This window comes from Microvirga sp. 17 mud 1-3, from assembly GCF_003151255.1.
GTDB lineage: Bacteria > Pseudomonadota > Alphaproteobacteria > Rhizobiales > Beijerinckiaceae > Microvirga.
On record NZ_CP029481.1, the window covers coordinates 2,974,879 to 3,000,877 of the forward strand.

The 25,999-nt window shown below is 66.1% G+C and carries 31 protein-coding genes; 8 read left to right on the forward strand and 23 right to left on the reverse strand.

Features of this window, described 5'->3' with window-relative positions; all coding sequences use genetic code 11:
• Window positions 1–45: 45 nt before the first annotated feature.
• The 5 genes from C4E04_RS14095 to C4E04_RS14115 form a co-directional block, all read right to left on the reverse strand.
• Window positions 46–1,182 (reverse strand): GGDEF domain-containing protein, encoded by a 1,137-nt coding sequence (locus tag C4E04_RS14095; RefSeq protein WP_109598232.1) that lies wholly within the window; start codon window positions 1,180–1,182, stop codon window positions 46–48.
• A 109-nt stretch (window positions 1,183–1,291) separates the two neighbouring features.
• Window positions 1,292–5,158, reverse strand: coding sequence for a glycoside hydrolase/phage tail family protein (locus tag C4E04_RS14100; protein WP_109598234.1), 3,867 nt, complete (start codon window positions 5,156–5,158; stop codon window positions 1,292–1,294).
• Window positions 5,159–5,172: 14 nt separating this feature from the next.
• Window positions 5,173–5,598, reverse strand: coding sequence for an NlpC/P60 family protein (locus C4E04_RS14105; RefSeq protein WP_109598236.1), 426 nt, complete (start codon window positions 5,596–5,598; stop codon window positions 5,173–5,175).
• A 185-nt stretch (window positions 5,599–5,783) separates the two neighbouring features.
• On the reverse strand, window positions 5,784–6,674 hold the full coding sequence (locus C4E04_RS14110; protein ID WP_109598238.1) for a DUF2163 domain-containing protein: 891 nt from the start codon (window positions 6,672–6,674) through the stop codon (window positions 5,784–5,786).
• A 249-nt stretch (window positions 6,675–6,923) separates the two neighbouring features.
• Window positions 6,924–7,562: a DUF2460 domain-containing protein gene (locus C4E04_RS14115; protein WP_109598240.1), complete on the reverse strand. Its 639-nt coding sequence runs from the start codon at window positions 7,560–7,562 to the stop codon at window positions 6,924–6,926.
• Window positions 7,563–7,651: 89 nt separating this feature from the next.
• On the opposite strand from C4E04_RS14115, the gene C4E04_RS14120 reads away from it, so the two are divergent.
• On the forward strand, window positions 7,652–7,894 hold the full coding sequence (locus C4E04_RS14120; RefSeq protein WP_109598242.1) for a YdcH family protein: 243 nt from the start codon (window positions 7,652–7,654) through the stop codon (window positions 7,892–7,894).
• A gap of 6 nt (window positions 7,895–7,900) precedes the next feature.
• Here C4E04_RS14120 and C4E04_RS14125 read toward each other — a convergent pair whose 3' ends face one another.
• Window positions 7,901–8,557 (reverse strand): phage tail tape measure protein, encoded by a 657-nt coding sequence (locus C4E04_RS14125; RefSeq protein ID WP_109598244.1) that lies wholly within the window; start codon window positions 8,555–8,557, stop codon window positions 7,901–7,903.
• 109 nt (window positions 8,558–8,666) lie between these two features.
• Between C4E04_RS14125 and C4E04_RS14130 the strand changes: the two genes are divergently transcribed.
• The gene (locus C4E04_RS14130; RefSeq protein ID WP_162559406.1) at window positions 8,667–8,828 is read left to right on the forward strand and encodes a hypothetical protein; all 162 of its coding nucleotides are present in this window, start codon (window positions 8,667–8,669) and stop codon (window positions 8,826–8,828) included.
• A 49-nt stretch (window positions 8,829–8,877) separates the two neighbouring features.
• On the opposite strand, the gene C4E04_RS14135 is transcribed toward C4E04_RS14130, so the two are convergent.
• The 6 genes from C4E04_RS14135 to C4E04_RS14160 all read right to left on the reverse strand — a co-directional run bounded on the left by C4E04_RS14135 (window position 8,878) and on the right by C4E04_RS14160 (window position 11,494).
• On the reverse strand, window positions 8,878–9,078 hold the full coding sequence (locus C4E04_RS14135) for a rcc01693 family protein (protein WP_109598248.1): 201 nt from the start codon (window positions 9,076–9,078) through the stop codon (window positions 8,878–8,880).
• The gene (locus C4E04_RS14140; protein WP_109598250.1) at window positions 9,075–9,422 is read right to left on the reverse strand and encodes a gene transfer agent family protein; all 348 of its coding nucleotides are present in this window, start codon (window positions 9,420–9,422) and stop codon (window positions 9,075–9,077) included. Before C4E04_RS14140 ends, C4E04_RS14135 begins: the two co-directional genes overlap by 4 nt.
• A 52-nt stretch (window positions 9,423–9,474) precedes the next feature.
• Window positions 9,475–9,885: a phage major tail protein, TP901-1 family gene (locus tag C4E04_RS14145; RefSeq protein ID WP_109598252.1), complete on the reverse strand. Its 411-nt coding sequence runs from the start codon at window positions 9,883–9,885 to the stop codon at window positions 9,475–9,477.
• 49 nt (window positions 9,886–9,934) lie between these two features.
• On the reverse strand, window positions 9,935–10,345 hold the full coding sequence (locus C4E04_RS14150; protein ID WP_245416109.1) for a DUF3168 domain-containing protein: 411 nt from the start codon (window positions 10,343–10,345) through the stop codon (window positions 9,935–9,937).
• Window positions 10,342–10,677, reverse strand: coding sequence for a phage head closure protein (locus C4E04_RS14155; RefSeq protein WP_109598257.1), 336 nt, complete (start codon window positions 10,675–10,677; stop codon window positions 10,342–10,344). Before C4E04_RS14155 ends, C4E04_RS14150 begins: the two co-directional genes overlap by 4 nt.
• A gap of 256 nt (window positions 10,678–10,933) precedes the next feature.
• On the reverse strand, window positions 10,934–11,494 hold the full coding sequence (locus C4E04_RS14160) for a head-tail connector protein (protein ID WP_162559407.1): 561 nt from the start codon (window positions 11,492–11,494) through the stop codon (window positions 10,934–10,936).
• A gap of 21 nt (window positions 11,495–11,515) precedes the next feature.
• On the opposite strand from C4E04_RS14160, the gene C4E04_RS14165 reads away from it, so the two are divergent.
• Both C4E04_RS14165 and C4E04_RS14170 read left to right on the forward strand, forming a co-directional pair.
• The gene (locus tag C4E04_RS14165; RefSeq protein WP_109601142.1) at window positions 11,516–12,271 is read left to right on the forward strand and encodes a trypsin-like serine protease; all 756 of its coding nucleotides are present in this window, start codon (window positions 11,516–11,518) and stop codon (window positions 12,269–12,271) included.
• Between the two features lie 87 nt (window positions 12,272–12,358).
• Window positions 12,359–13,168 (forward strand): trypsin-like serine protease, encoded by an 810-nt coding sequence (locus C4E04_RS14170; RefSeq protein ID WP_109598261.1) that lies wholly within the window; start codon window positions 12,359–12,361, stop codon window positions 13,166–13,168.
• 19 nt (window positions 13,169–13,187) lie between these two features.
• On the opposite strand, the gene C4E04_RS14175 is transcribed toward C4E04_RS14170, so the two are convergent.
• The 7 genes from C4E04_RS14175 to C4E04_RS14200 form a co-directional block, all read right to left on the reverse strand.
• On the reverse strand, window positions 13,188–14,423 hold the full coding sequence (locus tag C4E04_RS14175) for a phage major capsid protein (RefSeq protein WP_174219275.1): 1,236 nt from the start codon (window positions 14,421–14,423) through the stop codon (window positions 13,188–13,190).
• Between the two features lie 77 nt (window positions 14,424–14,500).
• Window positions 14,501–14,698 carry a hypothetical protein gene (locus C4E04_RS14180; RefSeq protein WP_109598265.1) on the reverse strand — a complete coding sequence of 66 codons (198 nt, stop codon included), beginning with the start codon at window positions 14,696–14,698 and terminating at the stop codon, window positions 14,501–14,503.
• Between the two features lie 107 nt (window positions 14,699–14,805).
• On the reverse strand, window positions 14,806–15,342 hold the full coding sequence (locus C4E04_RS14185; protein WP_109598268.1) for an HK97 family phage prohead protease: 537 nt from the start codon (window positions 15,340–15,342) through the stop codon (window positions 14,806–14,808).
• Window positions 15,342–15,491, reverse strand: a complete 150-nt coding sequence (locus tag C4E04_RS20935) for a hypothetical protein (protein ID WP_162559408.1) — start codon at window positions 15,489–15,491, stop codon at window positions 15,342–15,344. The genes C4E04_RS14185 and C4E04_RS20935 overlap by 1 nt, the downstream gene beginning before the upstream one ends.
• Complete coding sequence (locus tag C4E04_RS14190) at window positions 15,488–15,688, reverse strand: hypothetical protein (protein ID WP_109598270.1); 201 nt, start codon at window positions 15,686–15,688, stop codon at window positions 15,488–15,490. Before C4E04_RS14190 ends, C4E04_RS20935 begins: the two co-directional genes overlap by 4 nt.
• A gap of 328 nt (window positions 15,689–16,016) precedes the next feature.
• Complete coding sequence (locus tag C4E04_RS14195) at window positions 16,017–17,033, reverse strand: hypothetical protein (RefSeq protein ID WP_109598272.1); 1,017 nt, start codon at window positions 17,031–17,033, stop codon at window positions 16,017–16,019.
• 120 nt (window positions 17,034–17,153) lie between these two features.
• Entirely contained in the window at window positions 17,154–18,332 is a 1,179-nt protein-coding gene (locus C4E04_RS14200; RefSeq protein ID WP_109598274.1) for a phage portal protein, read from the reverse strand.
• A 140-nt stretch (window positions 18,333–18,472) separates the two neighbouring features.
• On the opposite strand from C4E04_RS14200, the gene C4E04_RS14205 reads away from it, so the two are divergent.
• Window positions 18,473–18,862: a DoxX family protein gene (locus C4E04_RS14205; protein WP_109598276.1), complete on the forward strand. Its 390-nt coding sequence runs from the start codon at window positions 18,473–18,475 to the stop codon at window positions 18,860–18,862.
• A gap of 4 nt (window positions 18,863–18,866) precedes the next feature.
• Here the strand turns inward: C4E04_RS14205 and C4E04_RS14210 are convergent, their stop codons facing one another.
• The 4 genes from C4E04_RS14210 to C4E04_RS14225 form a co-directional block, all read right to left on the reverse strand.
• On the reverse strand, window positions 18,867–20,213 hold the full coding sequence (locus C4E04_RS14210; RefSeq protein ID WP_109598278.1) for a DNA-packaging protein: 1,347 nt from the start codon (window positions 20,211–20,213) through the stop codon (window positions 18,867–18,869).
• Window positions 20,128–20,661, reverse strand: a complete 534-nt coding sequence (locus C4E04_RS14215; RefSeq protein WP_162559409.1) for a hypothetical protein — start codon at window positions 20,659–20,661, stop codon at window positions 20,128–20,130. The genes C4E04_RS14210 and C4E04_RS14215 overlap by 86 nt, the downstream gene beginning before the upstream one ends.
• Before the next feature lie 213 nt (window positions 20,662–20,874).
• Window positions 20,875–21,369, reverse strand: coding sequence for a DUF1772 domain-containing protein (locus C4E04_RS14220; protein WP_109598282.1), 495 nt, complete (start codon window positions 21,367–21,369; stop codon window positions 20,875–20,877).
• A 351-nt stretch (window positions 21,370–21,720) separates the two neighbouring features.
• The gene (locus C4E04_RS14225) at window positions 21,721–22,767 is read right to left on the reverse strand and encodes an endonuclease/exonuclease/phosphatase family protein (protein ID WP_109598284.1); all 1,047 of its coding nucleotides are present in this window, start codon (window positions 22,765–22,767) and stop codon (window positions 21,721–21,723) included.
• 168 nt (window positions 22,768–22,935) lie between these two features.
• Here C4E04_RS14225 and C4E04_RS20940 point away from each other — a divergent pair, with 168 nt between their 5' ends.
• The 3 genes from C4E04_RS20940 (at window position 22,936) to C4E04_RS14235 (ending at window position 25,886) form a co-directional block, all read left to right on the forward strand.
• Window positions 22,936–23,085: a hypothetical protein gene (locus C4E04_RS20940; RefSeq protein WP_162559410.1), complete on the forward strand. Its 150-nt coding sequence runs from the start codon at window positions 22,936–22,938 to the stop codon at window positions 23,083–23,085.
• A 115-nt stretch (window positions 23,086–23,200) separates the two neighbouring features.
• Window positions 23,201–24,661 carry a sensor histidine kinase gene (locus C4E04_RS14230; protein ID WP_109598286.1) on the forward strand — a complete coding sequence of 487 codons (1,461 nt, stop codon included), beginning with the start codon at window positions 23,201–23,203 and terminating at the stop codon, window positions 24,659–24,661.
• A 136-nt stretch (window positions 24,662–24,797) separates the two neighbouring features.
• Window positions 24,798–25,886 carry a TRAP transporter substrate-binding protein gene (locus C4E04_RS14235; RefSeq protein ID WP_109598288.1) on the forward strand — a complete coding sequence of 363 codons (1,089 nt, stop codon included), beginning with the start codon at window positions 24,798–24,800 and terminating at the stop codon, window positions 25,884–25,886.
• The last annotated feature ends 113 nt before the right edge of the window (window positions 25,887–25,999 follow it).

Genomic DNA, 25,999 nt, shown 5'->3' on the forward strand with positions numbered 1-25,999 from the left:
TTGCAGGAGCCCGGCCTCGGGCCTCCTCGCAGAACCGGGCCTGCGCTAGGCCTCGGCGCCCTTGAAGGACGTCACGACGTTCCGCCCCCCGTCCTTCGCCCGGTAGAGGGCGATGTCCGCCTCACGGAGGAGGCGCTCGACCGGAACATTCACGCCCGTCGCGCAGCCCGCACTGACGGTGACGGCGACCTTGGCGCCCTGCGCAATCGTGTTGACGGACGAAAAGGCCCGCCGGATCCGGTCCGCGAGTTCCTCCGCGGCCAAGCCGTCCAAAGGAACCAGTGCGGCGAATTCCTCGCCGCCGAGGCGGGCGAAGACACCCCTTGGGCAATGTTCCGACAGAATCCGACCGAAGATCACCAGGACCTGGTCGCCGACCTCGTGGCCGAAGCGGTCATTGATCGCCTTGAAGTCATCGAGGTCGAACAGGAGGCAACTCACCGGAGCCTTGCGCCGCGCGATCATGACTGCCGCATTCTCGAAGAAGGCCCGCCTGTTCGGGATCCCCGTGAGGGAATCCGCAAAGGCGGCGTGCTTGTACTCCCATTCGAGCTGCTCCTTCGCCATGGACAGGAACACGAAGGCGAGAGTCGGCATGAAGGTCGCCATGGCGAAAGCTACGGGCCCCGGCCAGTTCGGCGTCGGAACATCCACCCAGAAGGCCAGCGCGAGAGAGAAGCCGAGGGTCCCACGAAAGATGTTGAAGACCGCCAGAACGGACAGGAGCACCACTGCGAACGTCTGCGAGGTCAGGGGCTGCCGGGAATACCGCAGAAGCTCCCAGGCCGAGAGCGCCGCATAGGTGGTGCCGATCGCCGACACAATGGCGAGCCGCGCATCCGCATTGTCGAGCACGACCAGGGACGCAAGGCACCATAGAATTACGCCGGTGACGACGGACGGCATCGTGACCGGACGGCCGTTGAAGACCCGGCATCCGGTGTACAGAACACCATAAGAGAGAATGAGAAAGCAGTTCGCGACGAGCAGAAGGTCGGCTGTCTTGTTTCCGCCTGCGAGAAGCACGAGTCCCATGGCGCAAAAGACCAGGAGAAATGTGGCTCCCCACCAGGCAAGCGCCTGAACCCGTCTGTTCAATGTCCAGGAAAACAGAAGCAACGCGCCGAGTACAGCCGTCAATTGGGCAAAGACTGCACTCAAGGTCGGGAGATCGAGCTTCATACCTCCATAGATATACTGACGCTGCGTAATTAAGAGCAAGCGCGTTTTTCTGTATTTCCGTCGTTGGCATCGTCTTATTTGAAGCCAACAAACAGATAACGTAACGTCATTATACTTCGACCGTGACCGCCCGCGCGAAACCGCTTCCCGCCACAGCGCCGACTTGGCTCACGCGCAGGCTCAAGGCACTTTGCGGGGCTCCGAAATCGGCAATCTCCTGATCCGTTCCGTAGAGAACGGAAGGTTCAGCGCTCACAAGCGTGCGCAGCACCGCAGGGCCGGACAAGATATCGACCTCGTAGCGCTCGAACTCCTCACCTAAAGGCACCTCGGCAGCCTCCCAGGAATCCCCGTCGCGACGGGTGCGGCGCAGCCAGGACAGGCGGATGCCGTCGGGCTCCCGCCGTGCCACGACCCGGACCGGGCTGAAGGGCTTGAGGGCCTCGCGGCCCGGCGTCGCGACGATTTCGATGAAGGCCGGGTCCGCATGGTCGCGCCCGGCCGGCCCGATGCGGTAGATCAGTCTCTGGCCGAGATCGCCAACATTGTCCGTGAGCGGCATCACTGCCTCGTCGAGGCGCACGATGGCGGCCCCGGCCGCCACCCCGCGCCCTGTCTCCGCCTCGCTGCCGCCGAGCCCGCGCAGGAACCGCGACAGGCGGAAGCGGCGTTCGCCGATCATCTCAGCCCTCGCGGCCGACAGGATTTCCCAACGTCCGTCCGACCCTCTCACGGCGAACAGGTTGCCGCCCGCGAGAGCCTCCGTATCGTCGATGGCACTGATATTTCCGGACGAGACCTCAATGTCCAGGGTCGCATGCGGGTCCCACCGCCAGATGGGCCCCGGCCCGAGCTCCGACAGCGTGACCCCGACGATGGACGGCAGATCGACGAAACGATGGAGCGCGAAACTCGCACCGTTCGCGGAGCGCCACACCGCAACAGCACCCGGCCAGGGTGAGGCCGCAACCGCGATATATTGCAGAGGCGTCGGGTCGTATGGGCTCACGGGCAGATCGAGAACAACGACATAGGGCTTGCCCGGAACAGGCGGCGGTCGGCGCGGCGGCTTCGGAAAGGAAGCACCCGGCGTCTCGAACACTGCCGGCTCGACGGCCCGCGTTGTCACCCGGCGCGTCGGCCCGTCGGCGATGCGCAGCACCCGATGGAGCTTCGCGCCCGCATCGGTCGGCAATGCGACGACGTCGCCGGGCTCCAGGTCGACACGACGGGGCGACAGCTCGAATTCCGCGCCCTCACGCCCGGCCCAGAGATCCTGCAGCCAGGCATCGGCCAGGCGCTGCGCTTCGGCACGGCGGGTCACGACGGCGCTGTCGGCCCGCGCCTCGCGCCGGCTGACGCCCTCGAGACGGCGGGACGCGACGGCGGCGCGGCGGTAGTCGCCCTCCCCGTCCGTGTAGCCGATCTCCACCTGCTGCGGCAGGTCGGTTTCCTGCGCGCGAGTGAGCTTGAGGGAAGGCTCCCGATCGCCGAGAACGAAATCATCCCGGTCGAGAGTCATGACTGTGCGGCCGCCACGTCCGCGCCAGAGGATGCCGCCGCCGCTCGCCACTGCGTCGACCCCGAAAAGTCGCATCAGCGGTTCGAGGGCGCCCCGTGCCGACATGGGCCGGTCGATCGCATAGCCGTCCACGAACCCATCCACCGGAAGGGACGCCGGAGCCGTAAGGCCGAAATCCTTCAGGATCGCGACGATCAGCCGGTCGAGGGCCGTGCCTTCGATGCGGCCGGTGATCCAATGCCCCGTCTCCCAGTTGCGGCCGTCGCTCCAAACGGAGGTGAAATCCGGAAAGGCCGGAAAGGGCCGTGCATCCCAGGCCCAGACGAACATGCGGCCCGCATCGACCATGCGCCCGCCATAGACGGACGAGACCGGGTTGAACGCGGACGAGAAGCCGTCGAGCGTCGGATCGAAACGCGAGAGGATCGCCTCAAGTCCACGCGCCTGCGCAAGGTCGTCGCGCACGCCGCGGGAAAACGGCGGATAGGCGGATTCCGAGGATTTCGGATCCGGAAAGACGTTGGGGCCGTTCGGACCCTTGTCCACGGCCGGAATGCCGATCTCGGTCAGCCAGATCGGCTTCGACTGCGCCCTCCAGGCCGTGGTGCGCACTTCGACGCCGCCGACGCGCTCCACATGCCGGTTCGACCACCAGGAGACGAGATCCTTGGCGCGGTAGATCCAGGGTTTGCCGTAGGTGCCGTCGGTAATAGGCGTGCGCCTCTGCGCATTGCGGTCCGCCGCGCTCGCATAATACCAGTCGAAAGCCTCGCCGCTCCCGAGCCTGCCGCGAAGATAGGCGACGTCGTAAGGACTGCGCGCGACCGCGAGGTCCGCATGGTCCGGCCCGTCGCGCCAATCGGAGATGGGAGGATAATAGTCGATGCCAACCGCGTCGATGGCGGGATCCGCGAAGAGCGGGTCGAGGGGAAAGCGAACTTCGTCGCCGTCATCGAGCACATGGGCACCGTATTCGGTCCAGTCCGCCGCATAGACGATCTTCGTGCCGCTCCTTAAGGCTGTGCGCACATCCTGCGCGAGAGCCTTCAGGGCATCGACCGCCGGATAGATGCCGGACGCGGCGCGCACGCGCGTGAGACCGACAAGCTCGCTGCCGAGGATGAAACCCTCCACGCCGCCCGCCTCCTCGGCGAGATCCGCATAATGCAGCACCAGGCGGCGAAAGCCCCAGGAACGCTCGAACCATTGTGAGACCTGTGCGGCTGCGGCGGCAGTCCCGTCCGGCGAGCCGGGCTGTCCCGGCGCCGGGTGGCAGGTGATACGCCCGCGCCAGGGATAGGCCGCCTGCCCGGTGCCGCCATAGGGATTCGGCAGGGTATTGCCGATAGGCACATCCATCATCACAAAGGGATAGAGCACCACCTTCAGGCCACGCGCCTTCAGCTCACGAATGAGCCGGAGCACGGTGTCGTCAGACGGGGTGCCGCCATAGGCCGGTGCACTGTCCACCTGCGAAACCGGCTTCGCGTCCTCGCGCGTGAGGCCGGCGACGGACCAGGAGGCCCCGTCCGTCTTCTTCGCGTTCGTATCCACGCGCGGCTCGATGGTGCAGGACCCGGCGCGCAAATCCGTGCCGAACCAGCTCACCACGAGCGAAACGCGCTCCAGATTGGGGCAGAGGGATTGCAGCGCATCGAGCGAGGCATCCACATCCGTCGCACGCTGGAGCTGGTGGCGGTTTTCCGGCTCGGTGGCGCCAAGCCCCAGGACCTTCGCGACCGGCAGGTCGTGGTAGCCGAACTCGGTAGCGCCGGGGATCAGGCAGACGGCTCGCACCATGCGATTCAGCCCACCCACGGGACGCACCACCTCGAAGGAGAATTGCGGTACACGGTTGCCGTAATCGGCGAGCGGCAGACGCTCGAACACCACATAGGCGAGGCCGCGATAGGCGGGCGCGTCGGCGGCGCCCTCCTTGGCGACGATCAGCGGGTCGGGATCCTGGGCCTCACTCCCACCGTGGATGCGCATGACGATGGTGTTGAGGTCGATCTCCCGCCCGTCCGCCCAGACACGCCGGATGAACGCGATGGGACCCTCGCACAGGCCGACCGCCAGATTCGCGTAATAGGAATAGGTCACGCTCTTCGTCTGCGCGCCCTTCTGACCGAGGCTCTTGCCGCCCTGCGCGCCCGAGCGCTCCGTCTTGGTATTCGCCACCTCCTCAAGGCGTGTCGCCCAGATGAGTTGACCGCCGATGCGCACGCGGCCGTAGACGCGGGGGATCGGCGCGCCCTCCGTCGAGGTGAGCCCGTCGATCTCCTTCAGGCGCGGGCCTTCCACCACCTTGCCGCTCTCGGAGGAGCCGAGCAGCGCGTTGTCGATGGCTGCGCCCGCAAGCGCGCCGAGAGCACGGCCGGCAAGCGCGCCGAGCGGGCCCGCAATTGCGCCGCCCACGGCGGAGCCGATGGTTTGAAGAACGAGTGTGGCCATGATGCTTTTCGATGTCAGGCGTTCGGGAACGTGAACACATGGGCGAGATGACGCCGCCACCAGGGGCGGAACGCCACCTCGGCGACGGCGGCGCCGTCATGGGCATGGACCATCGCGTCGGCGGAGGACGCGACGGCGCAGTGCTTGGCCGACAGCCCCTCCCGCCAACGGAACAACAGAACATCCCCCGGCGCGACGGACAGATCATCCCGCGCAACGAGATGGCGCCGCGCCGCCGCGAGCAGCGCCTCGCCACCGGCCTCCGCCCAGTCAGGCGAATAAGGCGGCGGCAGCTCCGGCTCCGTTCCCATCACGTCCCGCCACACGCCGCGCAGCAGGCCGAGACAGTCGCAGCCGATGCCCTTGAGCGAGGCTTGATGGCGATAGGGCGTGCCGATCCACGCACGCGCGGCAGCGACGATGAGAGCGGGAGCGGGCATGTTTAGTATCCGTGGGGGAGAACGGCGCGCGCCACTGTCATTCCGGGGCGCCGTAGGCGAGCCCGGAACCCATAGCCACTGACGATACAGGAAAAAGCACAACGGCTGCCGTCGCTCTCTATCCTCTATCGTTGGTGTTTATGGGTTCCGGGCTCCGCTAACGCGGCCCGGAATGACAAGGTGGGTCACCGGAAGAAGCTGCCGCCATCGAGGCCGGGCTCGCCCTGGCGCGGCACGCGGATGACGAAATCGTTGCCCGGCATGTGAGGAAAGCCGCGAAAATTGACCGCGTTCCGGAACTTGTCGCGGCAGGTCGCGTGGGTCTTGTCGCAACCCGCCGTGACGCGGAACGTATCGCCGACCGCGATGGCCTGCGGTGCCCGCTGCCACAAGTCGAACTCGTCCGTTCCGCCGACGGCGCGGTGGACTTTCACCTCAACGGAGGTCCCGGCATTCGCACCGGTCAGCCATGTGAGGCGCCCGCCTGTGCACCAGCCGTCCGCGAGGCCGATGCGGGACGCAGCAATGGCGAGCGCACCATCCGTGCGGGTTACGGTTCCGGTATCCGCATAGGCGGAGGAAGAAAGGTTCACGCCGCAGCGTGCGTCGCCGAGGTCGGCCGAGCAGGTGGCACGGAACAGGCGTCCGCGCTCCTCGTCGAGACGGTGCATGAGCCCCCTCACCTCCGCGACAAAACTGCCATCCGCACGGCGGATCTCGCCGATGGAGCCGATATCGAGGAGCAGTCGTTGCTCTGCATCGGCCCAGTTGACGAGCCAGGTCTCGACGCTCGCATCGTCATAGAGGCCCGACGCGATGTCGGTCTCCGTCAGGCCGGCGGAGACCAGAGCCCCGGAGACCTCGCCTCCGCCGACTGCGAGGCCGAGCTCCGACGTCGCCTCCGCGGCTTCGAGCCCGGTGCGCGCCGCGAAGACTGTTCCACCGAAGGCAAGGTCGCGGTCATGGTCGGTAAAACCGAGAGTCACGCCGTCGCGGCGGATCAGCCTCCAGCAATGGCACAGGCTTGTCGCGCCCTCAGCCAGATGGGCCGAGAGGTTGGAGGGAATGGTTCGCATGGGACACCGTCCGAATATAATGAAGCTGCGGCTCCCCCCTCTGAGGAGAAGGTCGCGCGATAGCGACGTGGCAAGACATAATCCCCTCCCCCTTGTGGGGAGGGTTAGGGTGGGGGTGTCGGCGCCAACATCTCCAAATGTAGCGCTCACACCCCCACCTCCACCTCCTCCCCACAAGGGGGAGGAGAGCAGGACAGCGCTTCCCGAGAGCACTCAAGATCCGTGGGGAGCGGAACACGTTGGCGTGCCTCACGGCACGATTTCGATGAGCGGGATCTGCGGGATGGCGCCGGCCTCGAAGGCCGACAGGTCGATATCGAGTTCGTCCGTGTCGAAGCGAACCGGAACGTCGAAGGAAAACCCCGCGGTGATTGCCGCACCGGCGGCCGGGGGCGTTGTGAAGGTCACGAGGCCTGTGGTCGGATCGCACGCGAATGCCAGGCCCGGAGCTTGCTCGACCCCGTCGAGCGCAACCCGAACGGTGGTGCCGTCCGGCTTGGCGATGACGCGCCGGTAAGGGTCGTGGCCCGTCCCGTAAGTTTTTACGAGCTGGAACTGACGCGTCGTGCCGTCGCCGGTGCCGATCGGTTGATCGAGCGGCGTCGGCGCCCGCGAGGGCGGGCCGGAGCGCCAGTCAGCCCGGTCGCGGAAGCGGAAGCCGACGAGACGTCCGCGCCGCTCCTCGAAGAAGGCAATGACTGCGTGCAGCGCATCGAGGCTGCGCACGCCCAGACCCGCATCGTAGCGACGGCGGGAATGGGCCCAGCGGCTGTTGCGATGCTCGCGCCCCGAGGCGAGGGTGACGATATCCGTGCGCCGCACCGGCCCGCCCCTGCGGCCGAGGCCGATATCGAGGGGGAAGCGGACCTCATGGAAATCGGATGCCATGACAGGCTCCTTGACGGGAATGAAACGGAACGTGCGTGCGTCGCGTTGTCGTCGCGACGTGCCATAGGGACTGAAGGAGACCCCGCCCGATGACCATGACCCCGAACCTCGCCGACGACTTTCCCGGCAAGGCCGACCGGATCCAGCGGTTGAAGACCAGCAACAACCACTTCGCCCGGCTCTACGACGAGTACGATGAGCTCAACCGCACCATCCAGCGGGTGGAAAGCCGCGTGGAGCCCACCACCGAGGATGTGGAGGAGGAGATGAAGCGCCGGCGCGTCCAGCTCAAGGACGAGATCGCCGCCATGCTGGATGCGGACGGGGCCTGAGATTCCTCACAGGCCGCGCTGGCCGCGCGCGACGGCCCGGGCAAGCGCGGCCGAGACTTGCGCCTCGGATCGCCGGAAGCTCTCCGCATCCGGCGTCGAGACGTTGACCGTCACCGAAAGCGGCCGCCCGCCGCCTCCGGACTGAACGCCGAGGCGCCCATCCGGCCCGCGCGCCAGAGGCATGATCGCCTCCGCGCCTCGCTCGCCCATTACGCCGAGCCCACGCCCCAGCGGAAAGTATGCCGGCGCGCCCACCACGCCCCCTTGGGCGAAGGGCATCACCATCCCGCGTGAGAAGACGCCGCCCTTCGCGAAGGGCGCAGGCGCATCGCCGCCCCCGCCAAAAAGAGAACCGATCCCCTTGAAGAGGCCTCCGAAAAGGCCGCCGAGGCCGTCCGTCGCCGTGGATTTGACGCTCTGGCTCAGGGCCGATTGCAGGGGAGCCAGCGCCAGACGTAACCCTGTTTCCACAAGAGACTGGCGCAGCGACTTCAGAACCCCGTCGAATTTCTTGCCTTCTGCAACATTCTTCGCGAAAGCACGGGACAGGGAGTCACCGAATTTGTCCGAGAGGCCGATGAGTGCCTGGAGCTGACGCTCCCTGTCCTTGTCCGCTTCCGCATGGGGGGCGTTGTCTTTGAAGACATCAACTTGTTCAGCCACGTTGAGGATCCTGTGTGTTGTTGTCCTGCCGTCGACGGTGATGTCAGGCTGCAATTCGGCTCCCCGGCCCGATCTCGTCTTCAACCGCAACGGGCTGTCCAAGGAGGACATGTCCCGCGCGAATGCCGAATGTAATCTCGAAGCCGAGAAAGCCGCGATGCGCGCACGCAATAGCGTGACGGCGGGTGAGAACTGGCGAAAGATCTACTTGCTCTGCATGGAGAGCAAAGGCGCCCGATATCTCGGGACGACCGACCAACATCCTTCATGACCACCGATTTTGCAGCGGCCGTAAGATCACGGCATCGGAGGCCGCTCGCCTACCCGTCCGGAAAGGCGTCCATCAGACGTCTGAGATCGCCACGGCCTGCAGGCTCGGGCGCTTTCCCTCCGCCCAATCCCTCGACCGCGGCCGCGATTTCGCGCGGCGTGGCACGCCAGAAATCCTGAGGGCTCCACCGCAGGAGGCCGAGGCAAAGGCGCATGATGTCCTCCCACGGGAAGGCCTGCGGCCCGCTCATGCCTCCTGCGGCGACCGAGGGTTTTCGGGCAAAGCCTTCCCGCCGAACGTGACGATGAGGAGGTCCGCGATGGCTTGTGCCACGGGCGCGATACCGTCGTGCAGCGGCAGCTCCGCGGCATCCGCGTCGGTCATGGCATGTCCTCCTCCGCGCAGGGCGGCGGCCAGGATCGCCACGAGATCGCGGCTCGACAGGCGGCCGCTGCCGAAGCGCTCCGCCAGAGCCGTCAGGTCCTGCACCCCAAAGGCATCCTCCAGTTCCGCCAGCGCGCCGAGGGTGAGGCAGAGCGTGTAGCGCCGCCCGCCGAGTTCGAGGGCCACCTCGCCCCGTCGTCCATTCGCCATGATGTCGTCCTTCTCGATGTCCTGATGTCGATAGGTTTTGCCGCGTCGGCCATCATAGGACCACGAAGTTCAGCGCCCCGGCGGATTCGAGAGCCATCTCGAACGTGACCTCGCCAGCGTGGTCGCCGCGATATTCGAGGCTCGTGATCTGGAACAGGCCCTCGATACGACCGAAATCCGGTACCACGATCTGGTAGGTGAGAATGTCGCCATCGAAGAAGGCCTGGCGCATGCGCGTATCCGAAGCCTCGTCCTTGAACACGCCGGCTCCCGTGATGCCTGCGCGCCGCACGCCGACACCGGCGAGAAGCTCGCGCCAGCGTCCGGCGGATTCCGCGTTGGTCACATCGACCGTTTCGGCGTTGAAGGCGATCTGGCGCGTGCGCAGTCCCGCCACGGTCACGAAGCCCGAAGCCCCGTCGGAGATCTTGATGAGCAGATCCTTGCCCTTCTGAGCAGGCATGGGAAATCCTTTTGCTGAAAATGTCCGGCCACGACAGGTGGATGAAAATTCACGCCACTTCCGTGAGGGCGCGTAGGCGCAAGGTCGCGCGGGTCTGTTGCGTGTCACGGTCTCGGACGGCCGTGAGTTCCGTCGCCCGTAAGGTGACGAGGCGGTGGCCCTCCAGGGGAATCCGCGCATCGTCGAGAATGTCCGAAAAACGCTCTGCGGCCGCGAGCGCATCGCGGGCGCTGCCACGCTCGCCCCAGACGACGATGCTGAGAACCTGGTCGTGACCGCGATCCGTATCGGTCGACCAATCCTTTGCGGTCACGTCCCCGAAGAGGGCATAGATGGGAGCAGCCGCCCGGGGCGGCTCGTCGTAGAGCCGCAGAGTGCCGCCCATGAGGGACAGGAGTTCCCCGTCTTCGAGCGCACGGTCGAGGATGGCGCGGCGCAAGGCAAGAACAGGGCTCGTCACGGCTTCATCTCCTCTACAAGGCATACGAGGTCACGCCGCGACCCGTCGGGATCGGCGGCGATGCGGATGGCGAAACGGCGCAGGCCCGCGGTCAGGCGCATGGCCCCCGTCACGCCCTCGCGGTAGCGCAGGGTGACGCGGTGGGTGAGCGCCTGCTCCGGCCGGCCGGCCCGGACGCGCTCCGCGCCGGACAGCATCTCGATGGCACCCCAGACCTGCGGACCGGGCGCATAGGAGCGGATCACCCCGCCGAAGCCGTCCGGCCGCTCCAGCGGCAATTCGAGCACGAAACGGCGCGACCGCGCGCCGATGGGAACGGGTTTTGTTTTCATGAGAGGAATGAAGAAGATCGTGTTCTGGAAAGAGCGCTCCGGTCGTTAAAAGGGCTCTCCGCCGTCATTCCGGGGCCGCGCAGCGGAACCCGGAACCCATAACCGCTGACAGTGCAGGAGAAAGCGCAGCGTTTGCCGCTGCTCCTTATTCTGAGCCGCTATTGGTTATGGGTTCCGGGCCCGGCCCTTTGGGCCGTCCCGGAATGACGGAGAGTGCTTTTAGCGACGGCGGCGCTCCGCGATGACGGAAGCGGCTCTAAATCCGGGCCCGCCGGAACGGGGCCACGAGGGGAAGCGCTTCGGGCGGAAGGGCCTGGGGGCCCGCCACGTCGCCGCGGTTCTCGTACCAGCGTGCCACCAGGATCCTGATGGCGAGCCGCAGGGTCGCGGGCACGTCCTCGGGCGTCTCGCCGTAACCCGCCTGCAGATCGATGGCGATGCCGCTCTGCACCCGGCCGGGCTCCGGCATCCGCCGGAACAGGATCCTCGGCGGATCGCTGACGAGATCGCTCTCGTAATCCTCCGGCGAAAGAACCTCCGGCGTGCCGGCCGCATCGTAAACCTGCACGCCCTCCACGGACAGAAGCGGCGAAAGGGGCAGGAGCACGGTCCCGCCCTGTGGCCAGCGATGCAGCATGAGCCGCCAGCGCTGTGCGATCAGGATGCGGCGGGCGCTTGCCTCCACCATGAGCCGTGCGGCCTTGACGAGCCCACCGATCAGGGTGTCCTCCGCATCGTCGTCGACGCGCAGATGGGCCTTCATCTCAGCCAGCGGAACCGGCTCGACGGCGGGGCCTTCGACGAGTATCGGAAACATCGAACGGGAATCCTTCATGTCATGAAATCTGTCATCGTTGCTCTCCCGGCCGTCGCGGCCGCCCTTCTGACGACCGTCTTCGCGACGCAGGCGCGGGCCATCGTGGGCGGAGCGGAGCATGACGGCGCCCTCGCCCAGGCGAGCGTGATGGTGCTGAGTTCGAATGGCGGCGTGTGCAGCGCCGTCGTGGTGGCTCCGGACGTGGTGCTGACCGCCGCCCATTGCGTGACGGGTGCGGCCGAGCACCGGGTCCATTTTCGCGACGAAACCGGGGAGCCGGTGCTGATCACGCCGTCCGCGAAAGCCGTGCATCCGGGCTACGACGCGAAGGCCGTGGAGGCGCGCCGGCGATCCATCGACCTCGCGCTCCTGCGTATTCCGGAAAAACTGCCCGCCCGTTTCCGGACGGCCGTTCTCAGCACGGCGCATCCCCGGGCCGGGGAGCCCGTGACGGTGGGTGGCTTCGGGCTCGCCCGGGAGGGCGACCCCAAGACCACCGGCACGTTCCGCACCGCGGGGCTCACGGTCGTCGAGCCGTACGGAGCAAGCAGCATTCTCCTGTGGACCCAGGGCAAGGGCGCTATGGGCGCTTGTCAGGGCGATTCCGGCGGTCCCATGACGGCAGGCGACGCCGTGGTGGCCGTTACGAGCTGGTCGTCCCCCGCCAAGGGGCAAGGCTGTGGCGGCACCACACAGGGCATTTTGCTCGGCCCGCAAAAAAGCTGGATCGACCGAATCCTCACGGGCTGGAACCGCAAGGCGGGATGGAACGAATAGGTCCGCCGCGGGTCTCATCCACACAGGCTCGCGGCCTTTCGGCGAGTTTCCCTTGCGTCAAATCTGGCCAGATCCCAAAGTCGTTCCATGCGCTTCGAAAATGTCACCGGCGCGATCGCCGGCCTCGTCTCCTTCCTCTTCCTCGCTGCTCCGGCCCAGGCGGTCCTGCAGGGCACGCCGCTCAGGGAGCCGGACGGGCTGCGGCGCTCCGTCGTGGCGGTGGAGAGCGGCGACGGCGAGTTGTGCTCCGGTGCCCTCGTGGCGCCGGATCTCGTCCTCACGGCCGCCCATTGCCTGACGGACCGCGTGGCCTATCGGATTGTGGGGGTCGACCGGGGCTTCCGGAAGCAAACGGTTCGCGTCGCGGCCATTGCGGTCCATCCCACCTTCGTGCCCGGCACGACGCCTCGCACCCAGCCGGGCGTCGATCTCGCGCTGCTGAAGCTCGAGCGACCGCTGGGCGGTGATTTCGGCCCCTTTGATCTGCGCACGGCGGGCGGGATCGCGGAGGGCGAAATGGTGACCGTGGCAGGGTTCGGCGTGTCCTCGGAACGGGTGAAGAGCTCCGCACGCACCCTGCGCCAGGTCCAGCTCCTCGCGGTCGGGAATGTCGAGGTGGCCAACCGGGTAGTGATCGCCACCGACCGCACGCGGCTTGCCGAGACCGCCGGAGCCGGGGCCTGCCGGGGCGATTCCGGCGGGCCGGTCCTTGTCACGTCGCAGGGCGGCTATCGCCTGTCCGGCATCGTGAGCTGGTCTAGCGGGGCGCTGCGCGCCAACGGGCCCAATGCCTGCGGCGGGCTTACGGCCATCACGTCCCTGCGGGAGCACATGAACTGGATCCGGCAGGCGACGAGCAGCCTCGACGGCATGGCGGATTCCTGGGCGCGGCGCTGACCGCGCCCCTTGGAGTTCCTTACGCCGCAAACTTCAAGAGCTTGATGGCCGCGTAGTCCTGAACCCCGCCGCCGACGCGCTTCGTGGTGTAGAACAACACGTAGGGCTTCGCCGAATAGGGATCGCGCAGCACGCGCACGCCCGCCCGGTCGATCACCAGGTAGCCGCGCCGAAAATCGCCGAACGCGACCGCGCAGGCCCCGGCCGCGATATCAGGCATGTCTTCCGCCTCCACGACCGGGAAGCCCATCAGAGTCGCGGCCTGGCCGAGGCTCGCGGGCGGAGCCCAGAGATACTGGCCGTCCGCATCCTTGAAGCGGCGGATCGCGCTCTGTGTCCGGCGGTTCATCACGAAGGAGGCGTTCTGCCGGTAACCGGCCTTGAGGGCATAGACCAGCTCCACCAGCACGTCGGACGGATTGGTGGCGGGAAAGTCCGCGCCGCCCGTCTGCACGGTGCCGAGGCGGCCCCATTCCCAGATCTCGTCCTCGACCGTGTCGACCGCCAGGAAGCCTTTGGGCTTGTTGACCCCGTCACCGTTCACGAAGGCGGCACCTTCCTGCTCGGCGAAGGCGGCCTCGACCTCCTCGGCGATCCAGCGGTCGATATCGACCACCGCATCGTCGAGAAGCGTCTGGGTCGCGGCCGGCATGGCATAGAGCTCCATGGCCGGAAAGCTCATCTCCGAGAGAACCGGCCCGGCAGTCTGCGGACGCGGCGCAGTCTCGCCCACCCAGCCGGAGGCCGGGCCCGTGGCCGAGAAGGCGCGCTTGTACTGGCCGCCGGAGATCACCTTGACGGACGAAATCGCCCGGATCGGCGAGACACTCGCCAGACGTCGCAGCACCTCGCGCTCGACGGTATCGGGCACGAGATAGCCACCGTCGGGACCGCTGCTCGCCGAGAGCGCCTTCTCCTCCAGCCGCTTGAGGCCGGCGGCCTCGCCGCTGCGCATATAGGCCCGGAAGGCCTGCTTGTGCTCGGACAGAAGCGGATCGCGGGTGTCGGCCTCGGCGCCCGCGAGCGGCGGACGGGCCCGATCAAGCGACAGGCGCTCGACGCGCCGCTTGGTCTCGTCGAGGGCGCCCTCGATGCGCATGAGCTTCTCGTCCGTGACGACATCGCTCATCAGGCGGGTCTCGATCTCGCCGAGGCGGGTGTCGTTGGTTTCCTTGAAGGCCTCGAAAGCGCGGGCGAAATCCTCGAATGCGGAAGATACGTTGTCGGAGAGGGATTTGGTTTCTGCAATGGACATTATGAACATCGTGGGGGTTGAGAGACATGAAAAAGCCCGCCGGCGGCGGGCTTTCGGACGATAGGATCTGGCTTCGGTCAGCGGGTCGCGCGCCTGACCTGGCGGGTGACCGTGGGCCCGGTGACGGCGCCGACAGCGCCGCCCGCGACGGCACCGGCGGGACCGGCGACGGCGCCGACGCCGGCACCGACGGCCGCGCCGCCGACCCGTTCCTGCGTCGTGGTGCAGCCAGCCGCCGCGAGGGCGAGAAGGGCCGCGAAAGCAAGTGACTTCATGGCAGGTTCTCCCGAATGAGCGGATGCGGGACAAGGCCCCGCCGGGGCGACCCGCAGCCTCCGCGCCTCCGCGGGCTCCTGTCCAACGCCGGATCCGGGCGCGCGGTTCAGGAAAAAAGGCGTACCGCCGTGGCGCGGATGCATTGCGCGAGATCTTCCCCGGCCTGCTTGACCCGGTCCACCCGTGCGCCGGGGAGCATCGGGAAGGTCACGATCGAGATTTCCCACAGGTCGAGCTTTTCCAGGCGCCGCAGGCCCGTGGGACGCTCGGCGCGGGCACGCTCGACACGGAAGCCGATGGAGAGACCGTCGACAGCCCCCTCCCCCAGCAGGGAATGGATCTCGCGGGCGCGCTCCACCGCCAGGTTGAGCCGGCCGCGCACCTTCAGGCCGCGGCGGTCTTCCACGATGGAAAGCCACCGCCCGATGGGTTCGGACGGATCGTGCTGCCAGAGGAGGCGGATATTGCCCGCACCGCGCTTTTTCAGGCTGTCCGCGAAAGCGCCCGGCATGACCACGTCCTTGCCGAGATCGGCGATGCCGAACAGGCTCGCATAGCCTTCGAAGACGCCCTCCCGGTCGATGGCGCGCACGGGCTCGGCCACGAGCTTCACCTCCCGCACGATGGACGTGGCGCGGCGCATCAGCGGGCTCCTTTCCGGGACGTCTTCCGGCGCCCGGCATCGAGCCGCTCGAGCTGGCGCACGAAATCGCGGAACACGAGAGCCGGAGCATGTGCCACCTCGCGGGCGGCTTTCGGCTGGCGCGGCGCGCGCGGAACGGAGCGGATCATGACGGATCTCCCGATTGACGGCGGTTGAAGAGGGACAGTTCGCGCACGAACGCATCGAAGCGGCGGTTCGCGGCGAACAGATCGCGAAGCGTCATGGCAAGCAGGCCGGAGGCGCCGCTCGCCCAGACGAAAAGGGCAAGGTGAGCGAGATCGCCGCGGCTGATCACAGCCTCGGCGATCCTGTCGAATATGTTCATTGTTTGTTCCTGACAAAAGAGGATGCGAGTCAGGTTTCAGGGGCTGTGAGGGACGCGCAACGGGCGCATCACGCAGGCGTTTGGGTTTATGCAACCCATCTTCCTTCCGTCATCCCCGGGGCGTGCTTGCCCCGGGGATGTGCGCCTTTTCGGCTCTCTGTCAATTGAAGACGGAGATGGTCTGAACACATCAGGTCGCTACAGAACATGAGAGATGTGAGACTTTTCCAGAGAGCGTACGCTCTCCGGAAAAGGAGAAGGCGCCATGTCTCGAACGGTCGCTTCTCATGCGCGAGCGGGATCATGGTTCTGCCTCTGCTCCCGCATCCTAGATGATGACGTAGCGTCCATTCGGCCCAAGGCTGCCGGACAGGGGCGCTCCACTGTCCAGGAAGATATCGTAGGCATTGAAGCTGCTACTCGCCGAGACCGTTGAACACTTTCCACGTATCGAGCAGCCCGAAGCCGCGGTCAGGTTAAGATCACCGCTGACCGTAATGTTGTCGAACAAGCAATCACCGCTGTTCTTCGAGGAAGTTCCCCCGCCACTGAGGTAGAGACTGTTTCCGGTTCCCGTACCCGCATATATGCCTAAGTTGATGACACTGAATTTCTGCGCATTATAGAAGCCTGCACCGAGATACCGGCACCGGAAGATCTGAATGTTCGTCGCATGGCAGACCCTGACGCCCTGAGGCGAAGTGCGGCCTTCGCCGTTGACCAACCAGCCAGTGTGCCACTTGGAAACGCTATCAGCGCTCGTGATATAAAGATCGCTGAACTCCATCTGATCAGGCTGGTGATACTGGCCGTCCCAAACGCCATTCGCGTCCAGCCTCTTCACATTCCCCTGCTGAAGGATGCAGGTGGCGTTGGTATCGCCCAGTCCTGCCTCGATAAGGAGCCCCAGTCCTTTCAATGCACCGCCCGTCGCCGATCCGTTGAACCAGAAAAGCGGTTGCTGTCCGTTCTGGAAGTAGATCTGCGAGGCCTGCGAGCCAAACCCCTCGATGATGTGCCCACCAAGCGTTTGCGGGTCCGGTGGTTGGATGACGGTAAATGCTCCCGGGGGAATCAGCAGTTTCCCCCGCCCGTACCGCGCCCGAAGTGCCGCAAGCGCATCCGTGATAGCGGGCCCGGCATCGGTCCCTGTAACAACGCCGCCCTGCTGTGTCGTCCGATAAGTCCACTGGCCTGCGCCATAGCGCTCATCCATGAAATCCCGCAGATCCGCGATGGGAGATTGGGGCGAAGCCCAGGCCGTTTTCAGAACACCCGCAGTTCCATCAAAGTAAGCTGTTTTACCGTCAACAAAGTTGGTTGTATCAAGCTGAACATCAATCATTATCAAATCCTATGTAACAGCGAATTTCCTATCAATTTTCCAACCGCACCATTTGTATGAACACGGTTGAGCACTCCACCCGTAACATCGCGGCTTTCGCCTATTCCATGATGACCTCCTTCAAGATGCATGCCCCTTCGCCGGTGTGCGAAGATTTGTCAGCCCATACCCCACCGCCTCGCGCTTCTCGTCCTCGCTGAGGAAGGTCGCGGCCGAGACGCGGCGCCAGAGGCTTTCGCGTTCCCCGGACAGGGCCTCGATGGCATCGAGATCGGGTTCGAGGTGGAGCAGCTCGCCATAGGCGGGAGCGAGCCAGTGGGCGAGCGCCTGCGCGGTGCGCTTGACCAACGGGATCACGGTCTGGCGGTAGAAGGCGCGGTTCGCCTCCGCGTAATTGGCGTGGGTGTTGTCGCCCGGCAGGCCGAGCAGCAGGGGTGGTACGCCGAACGCGAGTGCGATCTCGCGGGCGGCCGCCGCCTTCGCCTCGACGAAGTCCATGTCCTTCGGCGTCAGCGAGAGCGGCGTCCATTGCAGGCCGCCTTCGAGGAGCAGCGGCCGGCCCGCATTGGCGGCGCCCTGGTAGTTCGCTTCCAGCTCCTCCTTGAGGCGCGCGAACTGCACATCAGTGAGCAGGTCGCCCCCCGCCACGAGGGCGCCGGAGGGGCGCGCAGCATTGTCGAGCAAGGCCTTGTTCCAGGCTCCCGCCGCATTGTGGATGTCGAGCGCCGTCGCGGCCGCCTCCATGGGCGACAGGCCGTAATGGTCGTCCGACGGATGGAACAGGGTGAGGTGAAGGATCGGCCGCACGGGCTCCGCCCCTTGCGCGAAGCGGATCGTCTGCCCACCCACCGTGTAGTCGTAGGCGGCCGCCCAGCCGTCCTGGCCCGGCACCACGCGCATCCGGTCCGGCCGCAGGGCGTGAAGCTCCCGCGGCGCGCCGTCGACGCTCACCGCCTCCACATAGGCATTGCCCGACACGAGCAGATGGCCGAACACGGTTTCGAGGAAACCCTGCCCGCCGTCCCGCCCGTTAGGATGAGCGAGAAGATCGAGGAGCGGATGCTCCGTCAACTCCGCGCCACGGCGCTTGAGGACGAGCGGCAGGGAAGCGGCGGCCTCGGCCACGAGCCGCACGGCCCGGTGCACGACGGCATTCTTCTGGAACCCCTCCCGGGCCAGGGCCGCATAGTCGCGCGGCGTCCACACGGCCTGCCCGGCCACGTAGAACGCGACAGAGGACGGCGCGCGTGAGGCCTTGGCGTCGGGCGGCCGGAACCAGCGGGTCAGCATCGTCAACATGAAAAGCTCCGTCCGGCCCGGCGGCCGGCAAAGAAGAGTTTGCGCAACACCGTGCGGCGCTGCACATTCGGCGAAGTGCCTGGGTTAAAACATCCGGCCCAGTGCACCGGGAAAGTCATTCGAAAGAAAGTCCGAGCGCCATGCGCGACATGCTTCTGTTGATCGGCCGCATTCTTCTTGCGGCGATATTCGTCATCTCCGGCATCACCAAGTTCTATGCCCTTGGCGCGACGGCCGGTTACATCGCCTCGAAGGGCCTGCCGGTGGCCTGGCTCCTGGCACCCGTGACGGCAATCGTCGAGGTCGCGCTCGGCCTGGCCGTGATCGCCGGCTTCAAGACCCGCTGGGCCGCCGCCGCTTTGGCGTTCTTCAGCCTGCTGACGATCCCGTTCTTCCACGATTTCTGGAACATGGCCGATGCGGAGCGCAACCTGAACCAGATTCAGGCGATGAAGAACATCGCCATGGCGGGCGCCTTCCTGATCCTCATGGCCGCCGGACCGGGACGGCTTGCGATGGAGCGCGACTGACGCGTCACAGGACGCGCACCCGCGGCTGGGCCTTCTCACGCAGCATCAGCTCCGTGAGCGCCCAGACGAGCGCGTCCAGGCGGTCCGGAGATCGGCCGCCGCTCAGGCCGCCCGGGCCGAAATCGCAGAGCTCGTCCTCGAGCTCGGGAAATACGCCCGCATGGCGGACCCGGTCCTGCGCGTAGAGCACCGAGACGGGCTCGGCGCGCAGATACTTTCCGCGCGTCGCGCGCACGCCGACCACCGGCACGCCCGGGTCGATCTCGCGGATCACCTGGAGCGCCATCTCGCCGCCCTGGTTGGTCTCGACCACGAGGGCGTCAGCCTCGAGCCGCCGATAGAGCGCCACGGCCTTCTCGCCCCATTGCGGCGGCTTCAGCCCGGCGGCGGTCTCGTCCGCCAGCACATAGGCCGTGCCGCCCTCGTCGATCCCTGCCGCCACGATGCCGCAGGCATCCGCACGGCGGGAGGACGTGGCCGGCGGATCGACCGCCACGACGATGCGGCCCAAGGGCGGCACCATCGTGCAGCGGTTCAATTCCAGCCCGGCGCGGGTCCACAGGGCGTCCGGACGGTCCTCGACGATCTCGCCGTCGAGTTCCTGGCGTCCGAGCCGGGTTCCTGCATAGCGGCCGACGACCGCCTGCAGGAAGGCCGGCGCAAGGTTGTCGGCATTGTCGGCGGTCCGGGCTCGCGACACCGCCACAAGCGGGTCCGACAGGAAGCGCCGGAGCAGCGGGATCGGACGCGGCGTCGTCGTCACCATCTGGCGCGGATGCGCGCCGAGGCGCAGGCCGAATTGCAGCATGTCCCAAGCCTCGTCCGCATGACGCCACTTGGCGAGCTCGTCCACCCAGGCGGCCTCGAATTGCGGGCCGCGCAAGGAATCCGGATCCTCCGCCGAGAAGACATGCGCCACCGCGCCGTTCGGCCATTCGAGCTTGCGGAGGGAAGGCGACCAGGTGGGCCGCTCCGCGCGTCCATGAATGGCAAGAAGACCGGCAGGCCCCTCCACCATCACGTTGCGCGCATCCGCGAAGGTCTCGCCGACCAGCGCGATGCGGCGTAAAGGGGGCTCGGCGAAATCAGGCTCGCCCAGCGCGATGCCGCGCACCCATTCGGCGCCCGTGCGGGTCTTGCCCGCACCGCGCCCGCCGAGCAGGAGCCAGATCGTCCACGGGTCGCGCAGACGGCATAGGCCCGGCAGGCGCTGCGCATCGCGACAGCGGAGCGGCCAGTGGCGCAGGACGCGCTCGAAATCCTCCTCACACCAGGAGGCCGTCGCGTCCGCGAGCCTCCTCCTCCGCCACAATGCGCTCAAGGTGGCGAGCAAGCTCGTCGCGGAGGTCATGGAGGGAGCGGGCGGGAGCCACATCTTTTCGCTCGCTGACATCGTGGCTGCTGCCTTCCTGCTCCAGGAGCGCCTGCGCGGCCGTCAACGTCCTGGCATAGGACGCGAGGGTGCGGGCGGTCCTGTCGTGGTCGAGGGTTTCGTCAGGGCGGCGCTGCTGTGCCACCAGGGCGTCGATGCGCGCCCGCGTCACTGCCACGAGCGACTGGGCCGCCTCGCGAAGGCCGCCCGGGCTGTTGCTGTCGGAATCCGGAGCGCCGGCCTCCGCCGCACTGGCGAGGGCCTCCGCGCGGGGCGGCCAGGCCCATAGACGGCGCAACCGCCGGAACGTCGTGACGCTTGTGCCCAGAAAGGACGCGATGGACTTCACCGGAACCGAGGGATGATGGACATAATAATCGTAAGCCCGCCGCTTCATGGCGGCGGTGATGGAAACGGATGCTCTCATGAAGATCGTCTGCGGGAGCGGCCCTTGGCCCCGCATGTACAGGGCCTGTCGGGCATCGCTCTCTTAAAAATTCCAACAAAAACCGCCCCGGCACGAAACCGGAGCGGCGATGAACCGACGTGAGCGACGGGGGGCTCTTGTCACTCACACTTTGTCAGTGTTCTCGTTTTGTACCCTAAGAGCGCACCGCTGTCAAGCCTGCTCTTCCGGGTCTCACCGAAAGACCCGGGAATCCTTGCGCGGCCCGCCTCTGTCGAGAACCGACAGGATCAGCACCGTGAAGCCCGCGAGCTTGAGGAAAGTCATGATGATGTGCCCAGTCTCCCAGCGATTCCGGACCGCGAAGAAGTTTTCGGGAATCGGCCCCGGCTGCCAGGTGGCGAGCACCGCATTGGCGGGCGCGACCACGCTCAACCACACGCCGAGACTGACCAGATAGAGAACCGCTCCGGCAACGGCGAGGCGAAACCCTGCCTCCTTCCGCAGCCCGTAGGCGAGCACTCCCGCGAGCAGGATCGCCCCGATGTCGAGAGGCCCGCCCAAAATGCCGAAGAGGCGGTATTGTCCGTTGAAGACCGTGGCCTCCCGCCAGAGCTCCGGAGACCAGACCATCAAACGCGGCGCGGCTTCGAGCAGATGCGCGAACGATCCGCCGAGGCTGAGGGCGCCAATGACCAGCGTAAGGCAGCGCAGAATAAGCCATCCCATCCCGAAACTCCGAAATCGGCTTTCAATCGGGCCGGAGAATCACCCTGCCCGGCCACCGGGCCTCCCGTGCGCTCATCCCGGAACCCGCGGACCCTGTCCATCATTGCATGGTGAGAAAGTGTTCGCTGTTTGTGCCGACCCGCACGGCACCGCGGATAACATTTCGCGATTTCCCGACCGGAACGGGAACACAACGCAAATAAAAAATGAACGAATACGTCACATGAGACGTAATTTCGGGACGATACGCATATTTATAACTTATCGAATACGATCCGTCAAATATGATTACATACCAGGCTGCTTTCGGCCGTTCCGCAGTTGCTTTCATCTGCCTCGCCGGAAAGGCATTCAGGGCTGTTCGAGTGCATCCTCGAAAAAGAACTCGGCCGCAATCATCTCGTGGTCGGAAATCGGCTGCCCTTCGGGATCGAGAGCTGGCAGCACTTCGGGGGCGGCCGCCTTCATGCCGCGCACGACGAACCAGTCGAGCTTGCCGAAGGGCGGCTGCGGCCGGCCGTGCCGCCCCGTGCGCTGCGTCGGCAAAGGCAGGTTGGCGCCGGCCCAGGCGAAGCCCGCATCCGCGAGGTCTCGGAAGAGGGGTTCGTGACGGCCCGGATCGTCGAGGAGATGCTCGGCTTCCGCCGGATCGTAGGACAGGGCCTTGGTATTGAGATCACCGCCGAGGATCCAGGCATCGTCGGGGCCGAGTTGCTCCACGGCCCGGAGCAGGGCCTGGACCTGCGCACGCCGATCTTCCGGATCGGTCTTGCTCTCCAGGTGGAGACTTGCAAGCCAAAGGGGCCGTGGCGCATCCGCCACCCGCGCGACGACGGCCATCCGCCCTCCGATGCGCTGCTCCGATCCCTCGTATCCCGGAAACCAGAATCCGCTCTCCTCCAGCGGGACGATATGCGGATCCGCCAGGGCCAGCCTCGTCACGAGGGCGTTGCCGTGAAAGCCCTGCCGGTTGTGCTCGCCTGCATAGTCGCGCATCTCCTCGGCATTGCCGAGATCAAGCTCCACGAACTCGACGCCGTAGAGATACCCGATGCCCGACGGGTCGGACATTTCCCGCACGGGATGTCGGTTGCCGGATCGCGCCATGCCGAGATCGACCTCGCTGAGGAGGGCCGCGTGGGCGCCGGCGCGGTCGAGGAGCCCGAGCGTCGCTTCCGGAGCCTCCAGGCGTTGCGCATTGAACGCCGCGATGCGCAACCGCCCCGGCCAGGGCTGCGGCACGCGGGGTGCCCGCGCCTCGATGAGGTGGAGCGCCTCCACGTCTCGCAGGAATTCCGAGTGCCGCTCCGGAGTTGCGGGAGACTTGCGCGCAGCATCGAGAAGATCCGCAGGCGGCGCCGGAAGGTCCGGTACCGTCGTGTCGATGAGGGGGCGCATGGGGACTCCGGTAGCAGGCCGCGAAAGGGCGAAGGGGAATCGGAGCATGGGCGAACCCGGACGGGAAGAAAAGCAGCGAAGAAGTGAAAAAATTTTTCGCCGTTAGGAACTTCTTTTGGTATGGGGTGTTTATCGGCGGGACCGAGGATATTGTTGGGGAGAAAGCCCATGCTTACCTGGGCTGGCATCGTTGCGCTCTTAATCGGCGTTGTCACCTATTTCTCCGGCGAAGCCACCGTCATTCTGCGGGGCGCGGCGGAACTCGGTGCTGTCATCGCGCTCTTCATGCTGGTCTGCGCGGCCGAAGCCTTCAACTAAGCAAAACACGCGCCGCCGAAGGCTCAAACCTTCCGCACCATCGCAACCTATCCTGTGCCTTCCCCTGGTTTCCTTTCGCTATCCTTCAAATGTAACGATATAGTATGATACAACAATGAGCGCCGATCCTTTCCGTTCCGCACCGCTCCAGGAATCCTCTCGTCCTGCCGAACGGATATCTGCCGCCGATATGCATGCCCCCTCATCCCTGGCGAGCCAACACGGCGAGATCGACCGGCGGCTCACCTTCGTGCTCGATGAGATCGGCAGCCCGTTCTATGCGCTCGATGCTTCCGGGCGTTTCGTCTCGGTCAACCGCGCTGCTGAAATCTACTACGGGCTTCCGCGCCAGGCGCTTCTCGGACGCGTGATCTGGGATGCCCTTCCGGGCACCGCACAGATGCTGCGCACGGCTTTCGACTCCGTGTTGGCGACTGGCGAGCCGATCCTGATCGAGACAAACCCCGACAATGCGGCCGCCCCGCTTTCGCTCAAGGCCTTCCCGTTTCGCGACGGCGTCGGCGTCAGCTTCAGCGCATGGGACGCACAAAGGCGGGCCGAGGAAGTGCTGCGCGAAAGCCAGGCGCAGCTCGCGGCGCTGGCCGACAACCTACCGCTCGGCGTCGTGTATCAGATGAACGATGCGGTCGGTTTTCAGGAGCGGCGGTTTCTTTATCTGTCGGCAAGCTGCGAGAGGCTCAACGGCATTCCGGCCGAGCGGGCCCTCCACGATCCCTCCCTGCTTTTCGAGCTCATCCTTCCGGAATATCGCGAGGCCATCGCGAAGAAGCAGTTCGAAGCCCATCGCGACCGCGTCCCCTTCGACATCGAGTTTCCGATCCGCCATGCCAGGACGGGCGAGGTCCGCTGGCAACGGATCGTCGACGCGCCGCGGCAATTGCCCAGCGGCGCGTATGTGTGGGACGGGATCCAGATCGACATCACCGAGCACAAACAGGCTGAGGAGCATCTCAGGCTTCTCGTCAACGAACTCAATCATCGGGTGAAGAACACCCTCGCGACGGTCCAATCCCTGGCCGCCCAGAGCTTCGCCCGCGTCAGCGCGGAACCGGACGATCCTGCCGCAAAGGCGCGGCAGGCCTTCGAGGCCCGCCTTTTCGCCCTTGCTCGGGCCCATGACGTGCTCACCCGCGAGAACTGGGAGGGCGCACGGCTCGCCGATGTTGTGCGGGAGGTCTTCGCGCCCTACCAGCGCACCACCGGGGGCCGTGACGCGATCACCGCGACAGGCCCGGACCGGCGGGTGCCGCCCGCGGTCGCGCTCAGCCTTTCCATGGCTCTCCATGAACTATGCACCAACGCGCTCAAATATGGGGCTCTGCGGGAGCCCGGCGGACAGGTGCACATTGCATGGTCGGTCTCGGCAGGCCCGCCGACGGAGCGGCTGACGATGCGATGGACGGAACGGGGCGGCCCGGCTGTCGTACCACCCGCCCAGAAGGGCTTCGGCTCCCGGCTTATCGAAGACGGCCTCCCCCGCGAACTCGACGGCAGCGTCCGTCTCGACTTCGACCCGGATGGGGTGGTCTGCACCATCGACGTCCCCCTTTCCTGACGTCGCCCAGCGACCCCTAGGGCCTACGTCTCAACCATTCGTCGAAACCCGGCCGAATCCGTCTTGCGGGCCGAGACACTTTTGTTGTCAATACCATCACAAGTGACACAGTCACGATTCCAGGGAGAAACGACCTATGAAACGCCGCCAGTTTTTGCAGGCCGCCACACTCGGCGCAGCCTCGACAGCCGTCGCGGCTCCGGCGATCGCGCAGTCGATGCCGGAGATCAAGTGGCGCCTGCAGTCCGGATTTCCGAAGTCCCTCGACACGATCTACGGCGCCGCCGAGGTGATCTCGAAGTTCGTCTCCGAGGCGACGGACGGCAAGTTCCAGATCCAGCCCTTCGCGGCCGGCGAGATCGTCGGCCAGCCGCAGATTGCCGATGCGGTCGGCAACGGCACCGTCGAGGTGGGCCATACCTGCTCGTATTACTATTTCGGCAAGGACCCGACCTTCGCGCTCGGCACAGCTGCGCCCTTCGGCCTCAATGCCCGTCAGATGAACGCCTGGCTCTATCACGGCACCGGAAACGACATCCTCAACGAGTTCTATGCCAAGCATAATCTCTATGGCATGCCGGCCGGCAATACGGGCGTGCAGATGGGCGGCTGGTTCCGTAAGGAAATCAAGACTCCGCAGGACCTCCAGGGCCTGAAGATGCGCATCGCCGGCATCGCCGGCCTGATGCTGGCGAAGCTCGGCGTGGTGCCGCAGCAGATCCCCGGCGGCGACATTTACCCGGCTCTCGAGCGCGGCACCATCGACGCCGCCGAGTGGGTCGGCCCCTACGACGACGAGAAGCTCGGCTTCTCGAAGGTCGCGCCGTACTACTATTATCCGGGCTTCTGGGAAGGCGGCCCCGCCATTCACCTGTTCATCAATCAGGGCAAGTGGAAGGAACTGCCGAAGGCCTATCAGTCCATCCTGACCGCGGCGGCCGGCTATGCCAACAACGACATGCTGGCGAAGTACGATGCCCGCAATCCGGCGGCCCTGCGTCGCCTGCTCGGCGCCGGCACCCAGCTGCGTCCGTTCTCGCAGGAGATCCTCGAGGCGGCCTACAAGGCAGCGAACGAGGTCTATGACGAAGTCTCGGCGAAGAACCCGGATTTCAAGAAGGTCTACGAGAGCATGCGCGGCTTCCGGAACGAGGAATATCTCTGGTTCCAAGTGGCCGAGTACTCATACGACACCTTCATGATCCGCGCTCGCGCCCGCGGTTAAACAGCTCACGATTTCGTGAAGGACAGGGCGGCCCCAGGGCCGCCCTTTTCCGTTCGGCCTGAGGACTTATGTTTTTGCCTGGCTTTCGTGCTCAACGACGGCCCCGGACCCGG